The sequence below is a fragment of the Selenomonas ruminantium AC2024 genome (genome assembly GCF_000687995.1).
Lineage (GTDB): Bacteria > Bacillota > Negativicutes > Selenomonadales > Selenomonadaceae > Selenomonas_A > Selenomonas_A ruminantium_B.
The window spans coordinates 1737957-1757861 of record NZ_JIAC01000001.1 but is presented as its reverse complement, the minus strand read 5'-3'; the positions used below and the strand labels follow the sequence as shown (position 1 = coordinate 1757861).

Annotated in this window: 20 protein-coding genes; 2 read left to right on the top strand and 18 right to left on the bottom strand. The window is 51.2% G+C overall.

The window, feature by feature from the left end; translation table 11 throughout:
- Window positions 1–518: 518 nt before the first annotated feature.
- The 7 genes from argH to argC are packed head-to-tail and all read right to left on the bottom strand — an operon-like array spanning window position 519 to window position 8520.
- Window positions 519–1937, bottom strand: coding sequence for an argininosuccinate lyase (argH, locus tag P157_RS0108295; protein WP_026760595.1), 1419 nt, complete (start codon window positions 1935–1937; stop codon window positions 519–521).
- Window positions 1934–3148: an argininosuccinate synthase gene (locus P157_RS0108290; protein ID WP_026760594.1), complete on the bottom strand. Its 1215-nt coding sequence runs from the start codon at window positions 3146–3148 to the stop codon at window positions 1934–1936. The genes argH and P157_RS0108290 overlap by 4 nt, the downstream gene beginning before the upstream one ends.
- 39 nt (window positions 3149–3187) lie before the next feature.
- The gene (gene argF / locus P157_RS0108285; RefSeq protein ID WP_026760593.1) at window positions 3188–4117 is read right to left on the bottom strand and encodes an ornithine carbamoyltransferase; all 930 of its coding nucleotides are present in this window, start codon (window positions 4115–4117) and stop codon (window positions 3188–3190) included.
- Between the two features lie 11 nt (window positions 4118–4128).
- Window positions 4129–5331, bottom strand: a complete 1203-nt coding sequence (locus P157_RS0108280) for an acetylornithine transaminase (RefSeq protein WP_026760592.1) — start codon at window positions 5329–5331, stop codon at window positions 4129–4131.
- Between the two features lie 11 nt (window positions 5332–5342).
- Entirely contained in the window at window positions 5343–6227 is an 885-nt protein-coding gene (gene argB, locus P157_RS0108275; protein WP_026760591.1) for an acetylglutamate kinase, read from the bottom strand.
- A 12-nt stretch (window positions 6228–6239) separates the two neighbouring features.
- Window positions 6240–7451: a bifunctional glutamate N-acetyltransferase/amino-acid acetyltransferase ArgJ gene (argJ, locus tag P157_RS0108270; protein WP_026760590.1), complete on the bottom strand. Its 1212-nt coding sequence runs from the start codon at window positions 7449–7451 to the stop codon at window positions 6240–6242.
- A 34-nt stretch (window positions 7452–7485) separates the two neighbouring features.
- A complete protein-coding gene (gene argC / locus P157_RS0108265; RefSeq protein WP_026760589.1) occupies window positions 7486–8520 on the bottom strand; it encodes an N-acetyl-gamma-glutamyl-phosphate reductase in 1035 nt (344 codons plus the stop codon).
- A 184-nt stretch (window positions 8521–8704) separates the two neighbouring features.
- Here argC and P157_RS0108260 point away from each other — a divergent pair, with 184 nt between their 5' ends.
- A complete protein-coding gene (locus P157_RS0108260) occupies window positions 8705–9547 on the top strand; it encodes a transglycosylase domain-containing protein (RefSeq protein ID WP_026760588.1) in 843 nt (280 codons plus the stop codon).
- Window positions 9548–9611: 64 nt separating this feature from the next.
- On the opposite strand, the gene P157_RS0108255 is transcribed toward P157_RS0108260, so the two are convergent.
- From P157_RS0108255 to P157_RS0108240, 4 genes are all read right to left on the bottom strand, one after another.
- Entirely contained in the window at window positions 9612–10178 is a 567-nt protein-coding gene (locus tag P157_RS0108255) for a hypothetical protein (protein ID WP_026760587.1), read from the bottom strand.
- A 107-nt stretch (window positions 10179–10285) separates the two neighbouring features.
- On the bottom strand, window positions 10286–11164 hold the full coding sequence (locus tag P157_RS0108250; protein ID WP_026760586.1) for a diacylglycerol/lipid kinase family protein: 879 nt from the start codon (window positions 11162–11164) through the stop codon (window positions 10286–10288).
- 3 nt (window positions 11165–11167) lie between these two features.
- Window positions 11168–12844 (bottom strand): putative polysaccharide biosynthesis protein, encoded by a 1677-nt coding sequence (locus tag P157_RS0108245; RefSeq protein WP_026760585.1) that lies wholly within the window; start codon window positions 12842–12844, stop codon window positions 11168–11170.
- A gap of 137 nt (window positions 12845–12981) precedes the next feature.
- On the bottom strand, window positions 12982–13242 hold the full coding sequence (locus P157_RS0108240; protein ID WP_026760584.1) for a hypothetical protein: 261 nt from the start codon (window positions 13240–13242) through the stop codon (window positions 12982–12984).
- A gap of 190 nt (window positions 13243–13432) precedes the next feature.
- Between P157_RS0108240 and P157_RS0108235 the strand changes: the two genes are divergently transcribed.
- Entirely contained in the window at window positions 13433–13822 is a 390-nt protein-coding gene (locus P157_RS0108235; protein ID WP_026760583.1) for a hypothetical protein, read from the top strand.
- A 51-nt stretch (window positions 13823–13873) separates the two neighbouring features.
- Here P157_RS0108235 and P157_RS0108230 read toward each other — a convergent pair whose 3' ends face one another.
- From P157_RS0108230 to mltG, 7 genes are all read right to left on the bottom strand, one after another.
- The gene (locus P157_RS0108230; protein WP_026760582.1) at window positions 13874–14575 is read right to left on the bottom strand and encodes an SIMPL domain-containing protein; all 702 of its coding nucleotides are present in this window, start codon (window positions 14573–14575) and stop codon (window positions 13874–13876) included.
- Between the two features lie 33 nt (window positions 14576–14608).
- A complete protein-coding gene (locus P157_RS0108225) occupies window positions 14609–15688 on the bottom strand; it encodes a M24 family metallopeptidase (protein WP_026760581.1) in 1080 nt (359 codons plus the stop codon).
- Between the two features lie 23 nt (window positions 15689–15711).
- A complete protein-coding gene (gene aroQ, locus P157_RS0108220) occupies window positions 15712–16149 on the bottom strand; it encodes a type II 3-dehydroquinate dehydratase (protein WP_026760580.1) in 438 nt (145 codons plus the stop codon).
- Window positions 16150–16161: 12 nt separating this feature from the next.
- A complete protein-coding gene (locus P157_RS0108215; protein ID WP_026760579.1) occupies window positions 16162–16443 on the bottom strand; it encodes an acylphosphatase in 282 nt (93 codons plus the stop codon).
- Between the two features lie 388 nt (window positions 16444–16831).
- The gene (locus tag P157_RS0108210) at window positions 16832–18061 is read right to left on the bottom strand and encodes a peptidase U32 family protein (protein ID WP_026760578.1); all 1230 of its coding nucleotides are present in this window, start codon (window positions 18059–18061) and stop codon (window positions 16832–16834) included.
- Window positions 18058–18657 (bottom strand): O-methyltransferase, encoded by a 600-nt coding sequence (locus P157_RS0108205; RefSeq protein ID WP_026760577.1) that lies wholly within the window; start codon window positions 18655–18657, stop codon window positions 18058–18060. Before P157_RS0108205 ends, P157_RS0108210 begins: the two co-directional genes overlap by 4 nt.
- A gap of 92 nt (window positions 18658–18749) precedes the next feature.
- Window positions 18750–19883, bottom strand: a complete 1134-nt coding sequence (gene mltG / locus P157_RS0108200; protein ID WP_026760576.1) for an endolytic transglycosylase MltG — start codon at window positions 19881–19883, stop codon at window positions 18750–18752.
- Window positions 19884–19905 lie beyond the last annotated feature (22 nt).

Here is a 19905-nt window from a genome sequence, read left to right as displayed (position 1 = left end):
CATCTGGTCAGCACTAGGCAATGAGGGCAGGGGGTACGGCGGCGCGAGTTATCCCACTCCGCTCTCGCTGGCCGCCGTAGTCGTCCCGACCGCAGGGAGGGCTGCCAAGCCCCCTGCCCTCATTGCCGTCCCCCTCGCTGCCACGAATGACCGACAAGGCTGCGGCCTGCGATGGCCGGATTGTAACGAGCGGAAGGTGCGCAGCACGTCCCGAAGCCCTTCCCTGCGCAATACCTTTTGATTAAGGTATACCAATATCAGAATTGACATGTCAAATGCGCAGCTGTCCACCAAAGCAGGAACGCCGCTGGGTGGGGAAAGCTTTTCCAAAATAAAAATGGCCTGCCACATTGTGACAGACCATTATAAATACCCTTCCTGAACCCAAACTATGTAGTGCCAGTGTAGTGCCACCAACACAAAAAATGATATAAAATTATAAAACTTTACCTATAGGTTCACCTGTCCCCCCTTGATTTATAAGGGGTTATGATAAGATATACAAACCTATAACAGGCTTATATTTGTTGACTGGTCAAATTCGTATTGGTCTTTTTTTCAGCGTCGATAAGCTCCTGTGCGGCGGTCAGCTGCAGTTTGACCTGCTCCGTTGACGTACCGCCCAAGGAAATGCGCTGGTTGACGCAGGTCTCAGGCTTCAAGGCTTCGGCAATGTCGGCCTCAAAGAGCGGCGAGAGTTCCTGCAGTTCCGGCAGGGTCATATCGGCAAGATATTTGCCCTCGGCAATGCATTTGTGCACTGCCGTACCGGATACCGCATGGGCCTGACGGAAAGGCATGCCCTTCTTTACCAGATAGTCGGCAAGGTCAGTCGCATTGGAGAAGTCCTCCTCTACCGCCTTGCGCATGACATCTTTCTTGACCTTCATGCCACGGATAAGCTGGGCATAGACCCCCAGACTGAATTTCACCGTGTCGATGGCGTCAAAGATGCCTTCCTTGTCCTCCTGCAGGTCCTTGTTATAGGCCAGCGGCAAACCTTTGACCGTGGTCAGCATGGCCATCAGGTGGCCGATTACCCGGCCCGTCTTGCCACGCACGAGTTCGGAAACATCTGGGTTCTTCTTCTGCGGCATCATGGACGAGCCCGTGCAATGGGCATCATCAAGTTCCACAAAAGAGAACTCACGGCTGCACCAAAGGATGGTTTCTTCCGACAAGCGGGAAAGATGTACCATCAAAATGCTGGCCGCCGACAGGAATTCCATGATGTAGTCCCGGTCACTGACCGCATCCAAACTGTTCGAGTAAATCTGCTCGAAGTTCAGCTGCTTGGCCACAAGCTCCCGGTCAATCGGGAAAGTGGTTCCGGCAAGTGCGCCCGCGCCCAGCGGCATGATATCCGCCCGCTGGTAAACACCGCTGAATCGTGCATAGTCACGGGAAAGCATGCCGAAATAGGCCATCAGGTGATGGGCAAAGAGAATCGGCTGTGCCCGCTGTAGATGCGTGTAACCGGGCATAATCACATCCTGATTCTTCTTGGCCGTTTCGAGCAAGGCTTCCTGCAGGTTGATGATTTCTTTCTGCACGGCCACTACTTCGCGGCGGATGTACATATGCGTATCGAGTGCCACCTGGTCATTGCGGCTGCGGGCTGTATGGAGACGCCCGCCAGCTTCGCCAATGGCCTCGGTCAGCCGCTTTTCGATATTCATGTGGATATCTTCCAAATCCACCGAAAAGTCAAACTCCCCGGCTTCAATCTGCGCTTCGATATCCTTTAAGCCCTGCAGAATGGCCCCGCAGTCATCATCGGAGATAATGCCGCACTTTGCCAGCATAATGGCATGGGCAATGGAGCCGGCAATATCTTCGTGATACATGCGTTTGTCAAAGTTTATGGAGGCCTGGAATTCGTTGACCATTTCATCTACGGTCTTGGTGAAACGGCCTCCCCACATGGCCTCACTCATTTACCCGTCTTCTCCTGCATCAGGGCACGAACTTTGAGCGGCAGGCCGAACAGGTTGATAAAGCCCGTAGCATCAGCCTGGTTGTACACATCATCATGTTCAAAGGTTACAAATTCCTGGCTATAGAGAGAGTACGGGGAAGTTGCACCTGCAGAAATGATATTGCCCTTGTAGAGTTTGAGTTTAACCTGACCGGTAACGGTCTGCTGCGTGCTGTTTACGAAAGCATCCAGTGCTTCACGCAGCTGGCAGAACCACATGCCATCATAAACGAGTTCAGCATAGCGGATGCCAACCTGCTGTTTGTAATGGTAGGTGCTGCGGTCAAGGCAGAGGTATTCCAGTTCACGATGTGCATAGTAGAGCAGAGAGCCGCCCGGATTCTCATACACGCCGCGGGACTTCATGCCCACCAGACGGTTTTCGCAGATATCCACGATGCCCACACCATTGCGCGCACCGATTTCGTTGAGTTCGGTCAGCAGTTCTACCGCGCCGAGTTTCTTGCCATTGACAGCAACCGGTTCGCCCTTTTCAAAGTCAATCGTCACATATTCGGGTTTATCCGGAGCATCCTGCGGAGCCTTGGAAATCAGGAACATGCTGTCTTTCGGTTCATTGGCCGGGTCTTCCAGGTCAGCGCCTTCATGGGACAGATGCCAGATGTTTCTGTCCATGGAATAGGTCTTGTTATCCGTAGCAATGGGGATATCATGCTTCTTGGCATATTCGATTTCGGCAGAACGGGAATCGAGGTCCCATTCACGCCACGGAGCAATCAGCGTGATGTTCGGAGCCAAAGCCTTAACGGTCAGTTCGAAACGAACCTGGTCATTGCCCTTGCCGGTAGCGCCGTGAGCAATAGCATCCGCGCCTTCCTGCTTAGCGATTTCCACCAGCTTCTTGGCAATAATCGGACGGGCAAAGGACGTACCGAGCAGGTACTTGTCTTCGTAAACAGCACCAGCTTTGAGCGTCGGCCATACATATTCCTTGAGGAATTCTTCCTTGAGATCAGCGATATATACCTTGGAAGCACCGGATTTCAGCGCCTTGTCATGCACGGCATCCAGTTCATCGCCCTGACCTACATCAGCGCAGCAGGCGATAACTTCGCAGCCATCATAATTTTCCTTGAGCCAAGGAATGATAACGGAGGTATCAAGACCACCGGAGTAAGCCAGAACTACTTTTTTAATCTGTTTAGCCATAATATTACTTCCTTTCCACTTCTAAAATCTATAATCGCCTTAGCCCATAGTCAGTGCCATAATGGCTTTCTGGGTATGGAGGCGGTTTTCTGCTTCGTCAAAAATCACATGGGCATTGGCCTCTAAGACTTCCTCGGTGATTTCCTCACCGCGGTAAGCCGGCAGGCAGTGCATTACGATGGCCCGCTTGTCCGCATGTGCCATAAGCTCCTTGTTGACCTGATAGGGGGCAAAGATTTTCTTGCGCGCATCGTGTTCGTCTTCCTGTCCCATGCTGGCCCAGGTATCCGTAACCACGATATCGGCACCCGTGACGGCTTCTACCGGGTCGGTTACGAGCTCAATGCTGGCGCCCGTGAGTTTGGCATCTTCTTTTGCCTGCTTGGTCACTGTAGCATCCGGCTTGTAATCTGCCGGCGTAGCCGCCACAAAGGTCATACCGGCCTTGGCGCAGCCATACATGTAGGAGTTGGTCATGTTGTTGCCATCGCCCACATAAGCCATTTTGAGGCCCTTGAGGTTCTTGCCCTTATGCTCCTGAATGGTTAAGAGGTCCGTGAGCACCTGACAGGGATGGAGTAAATCCGTCAGGGCATTGATGACCGGAATATCGGCGTATTTTGCCAGTTCTTCCACACGGTCATGACCGTAGGTACGAATCATAATGCCGTCCAGATAGCGCGACAGCACGCGTGCCGTATCCTTAATGGGTTCGCCGCGTCCCAGCTGCAAATCGCGGTTCGAGAGGAAGAGTGCCTGCCCGCCGAGCTGGTACATGCCAGCTTCAAACGAAACTCTGGTTCGCGTGGAAGACTTTTCAAAAATCATGCCCAGGGTCTTGCCCTTTAAGAGATGATGTTCGATGCCTGCCTTCTGCTTGGCCTTGAGTTCATGGGCCAGCGCCAGAATCTCCTGTACTTCATCCACGGATAAATCGTGGATGGACAACATATCGCGTCCTTTTAACATCCAAAGCCCCCTTATTCGGCGTATTTGCCGATAACTTCGTCCATTACAGCAAATGCTTCATCAATCTGCGCTGTGGTGATGATGAGCGGCGGGATAAAGCGCAGAACCTTGCCCGCCGTGCAGTTGATAATCAGCCCCTTGGCCAGACAGTCATTGACGATATCCCGGCCATGTTCGGAACCGGCAAGTTCAGCACCCAAAATCAGGCCTTCACCGCGCACATCTACAATAAATTTTGGATATTTTTTCGCTAATTCCTGCAATTTATCCTTAAAATATTTGCCTACAGCCTGAATATTTTTCAAAAATTCATCTTTGGGTACCGTATCGAGTACCACATTGGCTGCCGCACAGGCCAGTGGATTGCCGCCGAAGGTCGTGCCATGGTCACCGGGCTTAAAGGCTGCCGCCACCTTGTCGGTGACGATAAAGGCACCAATGGGCACACCACCTGCCAAACCTTTGGCCAACGTTACGATATCCGGTTTGATACCGTAATTCTCATAGGCGAAGAACTTGCCGCTGCGGCCAATGCCTGCCTGTATTTCATCGAGAATCAGCAGGGCACCATGCTTATCGCAGAGTTCCCGGACCTGTTTGAGGTAATCGCCATCCGGTGTATGCACACCGCCCTCGCCCTGAATGGTTTCAAGCATCACTGCCGCCGTCTTGTCGCTGATTTTGCTTTCTAGTTCGGCGATATCGTTGTAATGCACATAGGTGAAACCTGCGGGCAATGGCCCCAAACCTTCATGGTAATGCGTCTGTCCCGTAGCCGTCAGCGTAGCCAATGTACGGCCATGGAAGCTGTCCCAGGCGGAGATGATTTCCGTCTTTTCGGGATTGATATTATAACCATACTTGCGGGCAATCTTGATGGCCCCTTCGTTGGCTTCCGCGCCGGAGTTGGCGAAGAATGCCTTATCGAGGCCGCTGAGCTTCACGAGCTTGGCCGCCGCATCAGCCTGTGGCTTGGTGTAGTAGAGATTGGAGCAGTGAATGAGTTTTCCTGCCTGCTCCGTCACCGCCTGTACCAAGGCCTTGTTGTTATGGCCCAGCACATTTACGGCAATGCCGCCCAAAAAGTCCAGATATTTCTTGCCGTTTATATCCCAAACCTCAGCGCCTTCGCCGTGGTCGAGGACGATTTTATAGCGGTTAAACACCGGCAGATAGCTTTGCTGGTCCTCCGCAAAAATTTCCTGTTCCTGCATATTGTGCCCCCTTACCGCACCACCTGGGTGCCAATGCCCCGGGAGGTAAAGATTTCCAAGATAATGGAGTGTGCGAGCCGCCCGTCAATGATATGGGTCTTGCCTGCGCCCTGCTCCAAAGCCGTCAGGCAGGCTTCCACTTTGGGAATCATGCCTCCGGCGATAATGCCTTCTTTGATGTACTGCCTAGCCTCGGGCAGATGCAAGGTGGAAATGAAACTTGACTTGTCATTAAAGTCTTTATAAATCCCCTCGATATCCGTCAAAAGCAGCAGTTTTTCGGCCTGCAACGCCCCGGCAATCTCTGCCGCCACATAATCGGCGTTGATGTTGTAGCTCTCGCCGTTATCGCCTACACCAATGGGCGCGATGATGGGCACATAGCCCTGTTTCAGCAGGTCTTCGAGAATCCCTGTGTCCACCTGCTCCACTTCGCCGACATAGCCGATATCCACCTTTTTGGTGTCCTCGCCTTCGTAAACCGTAGCCAGTTTCTTGCGGGCCTTAATCAGCCCTGCATCCTTACCGCTGAGCCCCACAGCCCTTACGCCGCGGCGGTTCAGGAGATTGACAATCTCGGAATTGACCTTGCCGTCGAGCACCATTTCCGCAATCTCAATGGTTTCTTCATCGGTGACTCTAAGCCCTGCCACAAAATCTGATTCCTTGCCAACTTTTTTGAGGAACCCCGTGATATCTGGGCCGCCACCATGAACGATGACGGGACGGATACCGACGTATTTCATCAGGGCGATATCCTGCATGACCTTTTCTTTGAGGTCATCGTTAATCATGGCATTGCCGCCGTATTTTATGACGATGGTCTTGCCGTAGAACTGCTGGATATAAGGCAGGGCCTCCACTAAAATGGCGGCTTTATCTTCTGCTGTAAACATCAGCCTGCCTCCTTAGGTGTGGTATTCCCCATTAATCTTCACATATTCATAGGAGAAGTCACAGCTCCAAATATCGGCTTTGGCATCGCCTTCACCCATATCAATGCCGATAACGATATCATGGGCCTCCATGACCTTCCGCAGTTCTGCTTCATCATAATCCGCACCTACGCCATTGGCATAAACGGGAATACCGCCGAACTTCACGACAGTCTTATTCGGGTCCATCGGTACACCGGCATACCCCACAGCGCAGATGACGCGGCCCCAGTTGGGGTCTTCACCGAAAAACGCCGTCTTTACAAGCGGGCTCTTGGCAACACTCATGCCAATGGTCTTGGCTTCGGCAAAGTTTCTCGCCCCCGTCACAGAAATGGTCAGGAACTTGGTTGCCCCTTCACCATCAGCCGCAATCTTCTTGGACAGCTCCTGGCAGATATTCTGCAGCGTGGCCTTAAAGAGCTTGTAATCCTCATTTTCCTCGGTGATTTTCGCATTGCCTGCGGCACCATTAGCCAGGACAATCACCATATCGTTGGTACTCATATCGCCGTCAATGGAAATCATATTGAAGGAAACTTCGACGATTTCCGACAGTGCCTTCTGCAAGAGTCTGCTGTCAATGGCCGCATCCGTCGTGATAAAGCAGAGCATGGTGGCCATATTGGGCTGAATCATGCCCGAACCCTTGGCGATAGCACCGAAGCGTACTTCCTTACCGCCGAGCGTAATTTCCGTAGCGCAGGACTTGGAATAGGTATCCGTGGTAATGATGGCCTTGCCGGCGTTTTCACTGCCTTCGGTGGACAGTTCTTTAACCGCCTGCTTAATGCCCGTTTCCATCTTGTCCATCGGCAGGTTCACACCGATGACGCCGGTGGATGCCACAACTACATCATCCGCCTTACAGCCCAGGGCCGTTGCCGTGATATCCTGCATGGCCGCAGCATCTTTTTCGCCCTGCTCACCCGTGCAGGCATTAGCGCAGCCGGCATTAGCCGTGATGGCATGTGCCATGCCCGTAGCTACGACCTTCTTGGAGGCGCGTACCGGCGCCGAAGCTACCGCATTCTGCGTAAACGTACCAGCTACGGCCGCTTCCTGTTCCGTATAGATTACGGCAACATCAAGATTGCCGCTTTTCTTTATACCGGCCTTTACACCGGCAGCCTGAAAGCCCTGCGGGTAAGTAACCCCGGCTTTTTTATGTGCATCACTAAACATATATCTTCCTCCTCAGAGTTGTTTTCCATTTTTATCAGGGATAAAGGGGAACGAAATCAAGTCCCATACGTTCTTCAAAACCGCAGGCGATATTGAAATTCTGTACCGCCTGCCCGGCAGCGCCCTTTACAAGATTGTCAATGGCTGAGAGCACAATCACGCGGCCTGTGCGTTCATCCACATGCCAGGCAATATCACAGAAGTTGGAGCCGCGCACTTCCTTGGTGGACGGATAGGCCCCTTCGCCCAATAAGCGGATAAAGTATTCCTTGCCGTAGAGCTTTGCAAAAGCGGCGCTGACCAAATCCGCAGTTACACCCTCTTTAAGGTTGGCGTAGCATGTAGAAAGAATTCCGCGCGACATCGGCACGAGATGCGGCGTGAAGTTCAACAGAACCTTTTCCCCCGAAATGTCGGCCAGTGCCTGCTCAATCTCCGGCGTATGTCGGTGCTTGGCCACATTGTAAGCTCGGAAGTTATCGTAGAGCTCCGGGAAATGATTGGCCTGCTTAGCACCGCGCCCGGCTCCTGATACACCGGATTTGGCATCGACGATAATCGTATTCACATCGATGAGGTGCTGTTTGGCAAGCGGCGCGAGCGCTAAGATGCTGGCAGTGGTAAAGCAGCCGGCATTGCCGATAATCTTAGCATTTTTTATCTGCTCCCGATAAAGTTCAGCCAGGCCGTAAACACGTTCTGCTTCCTGATGGGTATGCGGAACATGATACCAGGCTTCGTACACTTCCGTATCCGCGAAGCGATAATCCGCGCCCAAGTCGATAATACGCACCGGCATCCCCGCAAGTGCCCGACCCACTTCCATGGCATGACCATGCGGCAGACCGATAAAGACAAAATCACTGTCCCGGCCAATGCGCTCGATGTCCTTCATGGACTCCAGCTCCATATCGTAAAGCCCCCGCAAATGCGGATAAAGGCTGGCAATTTTTTCGCCCGTATGACTCTCCGAAGTGATGTGTACCACTTCCGCCTGCGGATGCTGATAGAGCAGCCGCAGAAGTTCGGCTCCGGCATAACCGGTAGCACCGATAACGCTGACCTTCATGGGGATTCCTCCTCTAGTATCAATTTGACTTGTCAAAATGGATTTATCGTCCGTCAGATTTGACATGTCAACTGTACTCTGTAAACTATGTTTATAATTATACATCTATGTTGCATAAAATTGCAACCCCTATTCATAAAAAAACATGATATAATTGAATAAGCTATTATTTAAGGAGCCTATTATGAAAAAACATAAAAAACGACGAATTTACAGAAAATTATTCCGCTTCATCTTCTTTCTAGGCCTGGTCTTCTTTATCGCCTTCTTTCTGGCGGGCGGCACTTCTTTCTTTTCGCCCCGCACCTGGCAGAATGTCGGTGAGTTTCTGCCAAAGCTCGAAGCCATTCAGCCTGCCAATCAGCAAGATGACAGCCCCAAGGAAATATCGACCATCGACCGGCTCAGCCGCATCCTTTTCCTCAAGCGTGCAGTAGATGCCCGTATCGACAAGGAACATTATGTAAAGCTCCGGGATATTCCCGAGGATATGCAGAACGCCATCATCGCCGTGGAAGACAACCGCTTTTACAGTCACTACGGTTTTGATGTGCAGGGCATCATGCGAGCCACCCTCGTCAATCTCCAATACGGTGAAGTCACCGAAGGAGCCAGCACCATCACCCAGCAGCTGGTCAAGAACCTCTTTCTCTCCCATGAGCAATCCTTCGGCCGCAAAGCAGAAGAACTTTTGCTCTCATTGGATATGGAAGCCAACTACAGCAAGAGCGAGATTTTGGAGCTCTACCTCAACACCATTTACTATGGTTCCAACTACTACGGCATCGGCCCCGCTGCCCGAGGGTATTTTGACAAGAAGCCCAGCGAGCTGAAACTGCCGGAAGCTGCCATGCTGGCCGGCACGCCCAACGCACCCTCTCTTTATTCACCTTATGTAGACTTTATGCTGGCCAAGAAGCGGCAATTTGTGGTGATTGATGCCATGGTGCGTTATGGTTATATTGACGAAGCCACCGCCGAGTCAGCCAAAATCAAGCCCATCTATCTGGCAAAACCTGCCCAATAAACTGCTTTTCGCATAAGAAAAAGGAGACAGGACCCCCTTTCACAGGGAGCCTGTCTCCTTTATTTTATTTCTTTTTGTTTTTGTTTTTGAGCTGTTCATCAGCAGAACGGTCAAAGTGTTTGTAGAACTGTTCTGCGAGGTTGTTGAACGTTGCCACCGAATCGGGTTCACCCTTGTTGGCAATAATCTCATAGGTATAGAGAAGTTCGTTGCTGCCAGCTTTGAATACATCAAAGAAGAAGGTCGTGCGGCTGTTGTTAGCCACCGTCAGCACAACATATGCATCGGCATAGTTAGCCACGTTTTCCTTATAAGTCTTAGCAGCCTGACGGCGGTCAAGAGCTTTGATGTCTACATTGGTAGCCGTCTTAATCCCTTCAGCTACAGCATCATAGGAAATTACATAGCTGCGGGATACCCGGCTGGCATCCGACACAATCTGCGTCAGCATTTCCTTGTTGGGAGCCTTTTCGTCCACCGGCGCATACAGCGGTGCAGCCACTGCAATGCGTTTTACCGAGGTAATATCAGCACCTTCCTGCATAGTTACCTTGTCAGCATTTGCAAAGGCTACCTGAGCACTGAGCACAACCATGCAGACAACGAGCAACATTTGAACAATTTTTTTCATGGATTGTTTCCCTCCACCCATATAAAATTTCGCGAAAAATCGCACCTTTCTTATTGTACACCATTTTTAGCCGTTCCGCTAGTGGTTAATCGCGTTTTCCCGCAATCTTAGCAATAAATCGCAATAGCCTTAGGAATGGTTTCAATATGCAAAGGCAGCATGGGCCCCACTTCTCCATCCAAATCGCTCTGGAGTTCGCCCGTTGTTTCAATCTGGAAATTCCGGGCCTGCAGGTGCAGAACGCAGTCCTTTTCCGACACGGGCTTACCGGCCACCAAATCCGCTGTAACGGCCATGAGTTTATGCACGCCGCATTTCTTAATGGCCAGCAGGTCCAGCTTGCCATCATCCACCGCGAGCTTCTCGGCCACGTTTTTCATACTTCCTACCACGCCGCTGTTAATGACGACAAAGAGGAAGGCTTCAAGCTCATGCTTTTCGCCATCCGCGGTAATGGTCAGGGGCACAGCCCGGAACTTGGGAATTTCGCCAATCCCCTTAAGATAATAGGCCATCTTGCCCAAAGCATTCTTGAGGCGTCTGTCCACTTCATGAGCAATGGAGGTCATCATGCCGGCGCTGGCTACGTTGATAAAGTACTTGTCCCCGACCTTGCCCACATCCATGCGGTGGCAGGAGCCTGCGGCAATCTTATCAAAGTAGGCTTCCATATCCTCATTGATTTGCAGATAGGTGGCAAAATCGTTGGAGGTACCGCTGCCGATAATGCCCATAGGCAGGTCAATGTTGTTTTTCACCAGCAGGTTGACACATTCATGCACGGTGCCATCGCCGCCTGCAGCCAGTACCCCTTCAGGTTTTACTTCCCGCAGGAATTCCACAAAATCTTCATTGCCTTCCCGCTTTGTGCGATAGAGCAAGAGCAGGATGCCCCGCCGCTGAAAGGCTTCCACAATCCAGTCCAGTTTATTCTTGAAAGCTGCATGCCCGGAAACCGGGTTATAAAACAGCACCAGCTTTTGCAATGTTTACGCCTCCTGTTTTTCCTCTGCCTTGAACACGCCAATCTTGCGCAGGAACTTGATGCCCACACGGCCAATCATAGGCATGCGCTGCAAATCGTCCTCTTTAAGGCCGCCGATAATGAGCATTACGGCAATGTAGACCGCACAGCCGAAGAACACAGCGCCAAAGGTGGAAATAGCTCCCATCTGCCACCAGGCCATGGTGAAATCATAGAAGAAGTAGACCGCTACCGCCATGATTGCAGCTGCTACGATGGTCTTTAAGAGCTGAGGAATCTCCATGCGATAACCGATAAACTTATAGATGAAAATCAGATTGATGATGGCGGCAACACCCATATCCGCCGCCGTTGCCCAGGCTGCACCCATGATGCCCAGCCAGGGAATAGCCGTAAGTTCCCAGTTGAGAACGACCTTAGCCACAGCCGCCAGAATCATATTGACCATGGGGATGGTCGGATGACCAAGCCCCTGCAGGATGCCCGTAGACACCTGATGCAGGCCCAAGAGGATAATGCTCACGGCCGAAATCATAACCGCCGGGCCAGCGCCCGGCGCATTGTAGATAAGGGCGGAAATCGGCGTAGCCAGCACAAAGACGATGACAAAAGCCGGGAAGCAGACGAAGTTCGAAATACGCACCGAAGCCGCCGTCTGATTATATACGCGCTTCATGTCTTTAAGCGCCCGCGCCTCCGAAATGGCTGGCACGATGCTCATGGCCATAGAAGCCGTGATGATACAGGACAGATTGACCAAGGGCACCGCCATACCAGTCAGATAACCGAAGAGCTCGGTAGCTTCATTGACGCTGTAGCCAGCCACTTCCAAGCGCTGCGGCACAATCATAAGGTCCAGATTGGATACCACCGGCAGCATGATGCTGGCCGCCGATACCGGCAGGGACAGCTTGAAGATGCGCTTGATGATGGACCAAGCAGACTCCGCTTCCGTTCCCGGCAAGGGCTGCAAATTGGAACCGTAATCCCGCTCAATATCCTTGTCCAGCTTCCAATGGTAATATATGAGCACCATAAGACCAGTCACTGCACCGGCCAAAGCACCTAAGGATGCACCGGCAGACGCGTAGTCAAGTCCCCAGGGCAGCAAGAGTTCTGCCAAAAGAATCATGGTGATAACCCGGAAAATCTGCTCCACAATCTGCGAAACAGCCGTCGGGGTCATACGCTGCCAGCCCTGCAAGTAACCGCGGGAGCTGGCCAAAAAGGTCACGAAGAACACCGTCGGTGCCAGCACCACAATGGACTTATACGCTCGGGCATCGCGGACAAACTGCCAGTCAATGAGCCAGTCCGCCGCAAAATAGGTCATGAAAGAGAAGAACAGGCCCGTCACGAGCATCAGTGCCATAGAGATATGGAACACCCGCTTGGCCCCGTAAATATCCTTTAAGGCCACCCGCTCCGCCGTGATGATGGAGATAGCCACCGGCACACCGGCCTGGGAAACCGTCATGGCGAAGAAATAAATCGGAAACGCCATCTGGTAAAGACCGATACCTTCACCGCCCAAGATTCGGGAAACAAAAATCCAGTTCAAGGAGCCGATGACCTTGACCACAAAGCCCGCCACCGTCAGGATAAAGGTTCCTTTCAGAAAGGACTCTCCCTTGCTGGATTTATTTTCAGTTGTTACTTCCTGCTTACTAATGAGAAACACCGCCTATATATCACAGGCACAGCCCAGCCGTGCCACAAATAATCTGCTATCCTATCTTAAATATAAAAAAGGACGCAACGTATGAATTATACCACACATTGCGTCCCTTATCCATAGTGAAGCGAAATGAATATGAATTAAGCGTGAGCCAGCTCGTCGTTGTCGTCGTAAACCGGCGATTCAGCGCCCATCAGCTCGCTGAAATCGATGTTCAGGGCCTTGCCTTCGTTCAGCGTGCGAATCTTGCCTGCTACTTCAGCATCTGCCACGAAGGGACGGCACTCGTAAAGGCTTGCTTCCATACCAGCAGTTTCCGGTACATAGAAGCCCAGACGGTCAGCTACCGTCTTAAAAGCATAGAAACGCTCAGCCAGGTCACACCATTCAAGATTTTTCATTGTTAAAACTCTCCTTACTAATCCCTAAAACCTTACAGTAAAAAAATTATATTTTATCCCAACCCGTTTTCCTCCCACAGAAAACGAGATGTCAGTAATCATAACAGTTTTCTTTCGTGTTGTCAAACCCTCGTATTTTCCCCTGAGCTGTGCTAAACTAGCATATAGAGAAATTAACGAGGTGATAGCCATGTCATACTTTTTTATTCTGCTGATAGCTATATTATCCATTATCTTCCTGCTGGAAATGCGCCATAGCCTGCGCCGTTCCAACATGAACAGCCACCTGATTGAAAAGTACCGGGATGACCTGCAAAATAAGGAACTGCTGGAAGAAATCTACGCCTACTGCCAGCACGATTATAAACTGCGCCGCGTCATGCAGAAGCACAATATTACTAATGATGATATAGAAAAAATATATCAAAAACTGCTGCTCTGGGGAAACTTCCACAAGGGACGCCGCTTCGTCCCCATCACTTCCTTCCTATATGTATGCACGCTGAATTACCTTGGCCAGCATAAAAATGATGATGCCAAAGAACTCACGATGAAGTGCATGAATTACCTGCATATTTGACATGTCAAAAAAGCCGTTAAGGTTCATCTTGGTGACCTTAACGGCTTTTACTTATCTGCTCAACAGATATTCAATATGTACCCGGGCATTAAAATCCAATGTTCCCGGCTCAATATTCGTAGCTGCGGCTTTGGAAGCCAACAGCATATTTCTGTCATAGGAACGGGCTTCTATATAATCCGTACTCTCCGAGACGTTCTTGATGCCGACGATATGACGACCAAGACCCTGGGCGATGATATCCGCCTTGTTCCGTGCATCGGCGATAGCAGCACCTAATGCTTCCTTGCGGGCGGCACTCTGATTGCTCAGAGAAAACTGCAGGGAATTAACTTCATTGGCTCCGGCATTCAAGGCCGCATCAATAATTCTGCCCGCTTTGGCAATGTCACGGATATTGACCCGCAGGGAATGACTGGCCGTGTAGCTGCTGATTTCCCGGCCGCGCTTTTCCGCATTGCTGTAGTTGGGATGAAACGAATACTGCTGACTCTTGATATCAGCGCCAGCCACGCCCATCTGCTTCAAGGCCTGCGTAATTGCCATGGATTTCTGGGCGTTTTCTGCCTGCGCCTGATTGGCACTGCGGGCCTGGGATGTTACCCCCAAAGTCAGCACCGCCTGGTCAGGCACCACCGCTGCACTGCCCTGCCCGTCCACCGACAGCACGGGCAGTTCCTCTGCAGCCAAAGCTACGGGCGAGCAAAAAAGTGCCAACACCAATAGCGCCATAAATAACTTAGCTAATTTCATGGAAACAACCTCCCATATAGGAAAATCTTTCACTTAACGTACACCAAGTTCAATAAGTTCCTTCGGTGCCTTGGTCAAAGGCTCACAACCCGTTTCCGTCACGAGCACCGTATCTTCAATGCGCAGACCGCCCCAGCCCGGCAGATATACACCCGGTTCATCCGTTACCAGCATCCCCGGCTGCAGGGCTTCGCAGGTGCTCTTTAACGAGAGACGCGGTTCTTCATGGATTTCCAGACCAAGGCTATGACCCAAGCCATGGCCAAAATACTGCGCCAAGTCATACTTCGCCAGATTTGCCTGCACCGCTTCGTGAACAGATTTCCCCGATACGCCCGGCTTAATCTTGCTCAAGCCCAGCAGCTGGGATTCCAAAACAGCCTTATAAATCTTGCGCTGTTTTTCATCCGCCTTGCCCATGCAGATGGTACGCGTGATATCGGAGGCATAACCGCCAAAGAACGCACCAAAGTCCATGGTGACAAACTCGCCTTCGTTGATGACCTTGTCCGTAGCAATGCCATGCGGCAAGCTGCCACGCACGCCGGAGGCCATAATGGTCGTAAAGGATGGGCCTTCGGAGCCGTTTTCGCGCATGCAGTTTTCCAAATGAGCCGCCGCCTGCACTTCCGTCATACCCGGACGGATATAGGTCAGCATATCAGCAAAAGCAATATCCACAATCTCGCACGCCTTGCGGATATTGGCGATTTCTTCCGCGTCCTTAATCTGACGCAGGGTGTCAAGCTTCAACGGCGTATTGAATTCACAGCCGTCCAGCAGCTCGCCCAGTTTGGCATAGTAATCATAAATGATGGCATTGCCTTCAAAGCCAACTTTCTTGGCGCCAATCTTCTTCACGCATTCGGCAGTCTTAGCCAGCAAACCATCCTTCTGTTCCACAATCTCAAAAAGCGGCGCCTGCTGACCAGCCTGCTCCGTATAACGGCTGTCCGTAATCAGCATGGCATCGTTCATACCAATAACCAACGTGGTATCATCACCACGGAAGCCGCTGAAATAATGCAGATTTACATACTTCGTAATGATTACTGCGTCCAAACCTTTTTCAGCTAATACAGCGCGTAACGCCTGCAAACGACTTTCCTTCATAAATGGGTCAACTCCTGATAAACTTATTTCTTCAATTTATAGATAATGGCTTCGAGCGCTGCCAAGTAACTCTCAACACCCAAGCCGCAAATCTGTCCCATAGCGACAGGCGCCAACACCGAATTATGCCGGAACTCCTCCCGCTTGTGGATATTGGAGATATGCACCTCGATAAGCGGCACTTCCACCGCCGCAATCGCATCCCGCAGGGCAATGCTGTAATGAGTAAACGCCGCCGCATTAAAGATAATATAATCATACACGCCACGCGCTGCCTGAATCTTATCCACCAGCACACCCTCATGATTGGACTGGAAACAGTCAACTTCGATACCTGCCTCCTGCCCCCGTTTTTGCAGCATTTCTTCTATATCCTGCAAAGTGGTGCTGCCGTAAATCTCCGGCTCACGCGTTCCTAAAAGATTAAGATTCGGCCCATTTAATACCAATACTTTGTGCATCTGTCCGCCCCCTTAGTAGTGAATTTCAAAACGCTGTTCCATAGCCACAACGTCACGAACTTCCAAGCCAAAACTCTGCACCTTGATAAAGTAATTACCCTCGCGGATAATAGCCTCCAAACGGTCAATAGCCGACTGCGGCCCCTGCAGTTCCATGGTTACTGTGCCATCGGACATATTCTTCACCCAGCCGGTGATGCCAAGATTCATTGCATTCTGCTGCACAAACATCCGAAAGCCAACCCCCTGCACCCGGCCTGTTGCCGTGCCAAAATAACGAACCAAATCTGCCATGATAATTACCTCCTCCAAGCTGCAACATTACAAATCTCAAGCTATATTGTACTATTTTCGTAAACGAATGTAAACCATCAGATTATGATGGGGGAACACCTCATCCACCGCGTTGCGGTCCCCCTTCCCCTCAAGGGGAAGGCTTTTCGTTTATTGCCTACAAATAATGTTGGCAATAAGCGCGGCGGGGGCAGTTGGCAGCGGCAGCGTTGGCAGGGAGCGTTAAGAACTTGTTTTTTGCCATACCGCTGCCCTATCGTGAAAAGCATACTGTTTGAGCAACGCGAGTTTTTGCTTTTCACGATACTTAATTAAGGGCAAAAAACAAGTTTAGCGCCCTGCCATAGCGGACGATGGCAACTGCCCCCGCCGCGCGCCTTCAAAGGTACTATTTAGCAATATCCCGCCGCAAGATTGTATATTCTTCCACCGGCTGTTCCATCTTCATCCGTATAATCTGCTGCGGATGCGGTGCCACCGAGATTTCCTCATTCGTCTCATTATCAATCATGGAGGTTATCTTCTGCCGATAAAGCGGCCCTGTCGGCTGGAAGACTTCAATTTCCTGCCCCACCTTCATATTGTTGCGCTGCTCCACGACAGCATAACCAGTTGCGGGGTCATACGAACGCACCAGCCCCACGAAATCCGAAGTCTGGTCATAGGACGTCTTGCCGTAAATCTGGTCATCCGCATCGGGCTGATGATAGTAGAATCCCGTGGTATAAGCCCGATGGGAAACCTTTTCGAGCTCGTCCATCCATTCCTTTTTGACCGTGAAATTCTCCGGGTCAGCAAAATAGCTGTCAATAGCCAGCCGGTACGCTTTCGTGACACTGGCGGCATAGTGTACACTTTTCATGCGGCCTTCGATTTTGAGGCTGTCCACGCCGCTTTCGATAACATCCTTAATATGCGGCATCAGACACATATCCTTGGAGTTCATGATATACGTGCCCCGGTCATCTTCTTCAATGGGGAAGTATTTGCCCGGACGAGTTTCCTCGACCAGAGCATACTTCCAACGGCAGGACTGGGCACAGCTGCCGCGGTTGGAATCGCGGCCCGTAAAGTAATTGGACAGCAAGCAACGGCCCGAGTACGAAATACACATGGCTCCATGCATAAACATTTCCAAATCCACATCGCATTTTTCACGGATTTCGCGGATTTCCTTGAGGCTCATTTCGCGAGCCAGCACGACACGTTTAGCCCCCAACTCCTTCCAGGCATTGACCGTCGCCCAGTTAGTGTTATTCGCCTGCGTGCTGATATGGAGTTCCATATTGGGAATCAGCTTGCGACAGAGCATAAACACACCCAAATCGGCCACGAGCAGGGCATCTACGTTGATTTCCTGCAAGTAGCGCAGATAATCCGGCAGTTTTTCCATATCGCTGTTATGCGGGAAGATATTGACCGTCACATATACCTTCTTGCCTCGAGCATGGGCAAAGTCCACCGCTTCCTTCAGTTCCTCATAGGTGAAGTTGCCGCCAAAGGCACGCAGGCCAAAGGCCTTGCCGCCTAAGTAGACCGCATCGGCACCATAGAGAACTGCCATTTTCATCTTTTCCAAATTCCCGGCAGGTGCCAGAAGTTCAGGTTTCTTTATCATGTATCCAATCTCCTCGTGACGGCGAGTCCATCGCCGTTTTCCAGTATTTCCGTTACATAGGGCGGCTGGCTGACCAGCTCGATATACTCCCGCAGGCGTTTAACTATGGTCTTAAACCGCCGCGGCGTAGGCACATCGCCTTTGACATAGCCGCGAAACAGCACATTGTCAGCCAGAATAACCGCCTTATCGGCGAGCATTGGCTGTATCTTGTGGAAATAGTCCACATACTGACCTTTCGCCGCGTCAATAAACACAAAGTCAAATTTTTGACCAGTCATTTGCAGTTTCAGCAGATTATCCGCCGCGTCGCCGCCCATAATATGAATCCGGTCAGCGTATGCTGACCGGTCAATATAGCCCTGTGCCACCTTTATCCGTTCGTCACTGAGCTCTAATGTCGTGATGTCAATATCTGCGGCACCATACTGCGCCATTAAGAGGCTTGAATAGCCGATGGCTGTGCCGATTTCGAGTACACGATGGGGCCTTGCCTCCTGCACAACCTGCAAGAAGGCCTGCCGTCCGCGTTCGTTGATGATGGGAACATGATGGAGAGCCGCGTAGCCCTCCATCTCCCGTAATAATTCGTCCAAGTTCCTTCCACCTCATCCGTCAGCACTTCGTGCTGACACAGCCCTGGGAGTCCACTGGACTCCCGCGATTTCTCGCCCCCTCAAGGGGAAGGCTATCTAACCTGTTCTACAATCTGCTGATGTTCAGCGTAAGTTTTTGAGTAATGATTATGACCTTTTCGGTCCGCCACAAAGTAGAGATAATCCGTATCGGCAGGATAGAGCACCGCTTCGATAGCTGCCATGCCTGGGCTGGCAATGGGTCCGGGGGGCAGGCCTTTAATCTGATACGTATTGTAAGGAGACTCAATCTTCGTATCCTTGATGCTCACATCCTCTTTGGGCGCATCCAGAAGATACTGAATCGTGGTGTCGGACTGAATGGGCATACCCACTTTCAGCCGCTTGAAAAATACCTGCGCGATAATGGGCCGGTCTTCTTCGTACATGGCTTCCTTTTCCACCAGCGAGGCCAGCGTAATCAGCTCATGGATGGAGAGGTTCATCTCCGCCGCCCGCTTCCGCATTTGGGGCGTCAGCCGGTTATCCATATCCTCGGCCATCATCTTCAAAATGCCATCCACCGACGGGTCATCATGGAGCACATAAGTATCGGGGAACAAAAAGCCCTCACAGGCATAACGAATATCCTTATCCCGCTTGATATAGCTGTAAGGAGCAAAATCCTTGGCCTTGCGCAAAAACTCATCCTCGTCAACTAAGCCTTCATCACTAAGGCGCTTGGCGATTTCCTTGACCCCGAACCCCTCGGGAATGGTGAACTTAACCTGGGTCGTTTCCCCGTTCACCAGCTTATTGATGATTTCCTCCGGCGGCGTGTTGGGCTTGAAAGCATAGGTGCCCGTCTTAAACTTATCAGCCGCATCGCTTTTCTTCACCTGCAGCCAGAAGGCTTTTTTATTGGTGATAATGCCATGCTTCAATAGTTCATCGGTGATGTCACTGGCACTCATGCCCTTTTTGACCGAAAGGAAAATGGTCTGATTGGGGTCTAGATTCTTGGGCGCCGCCTTATCCGCCGTCCCCAAAGACAAAAACACGCCCAAAGCGATAACCACCACAAAAGCGGCCCCTATGGCCGTCCAATGTTTCCATGTCAGGCTCTTGAAAAAAGTCGTGCCCTTCTTCATGCCGTCATTGATATTTCCCAGGCTGACATCTTCACCGTTCAGCCATTTTCCCAGCTTATCCTTTAACTCCCCGATTTTGGCAAGCAAATCCCCCACGCCAACATCTCCTGTCTTCTTT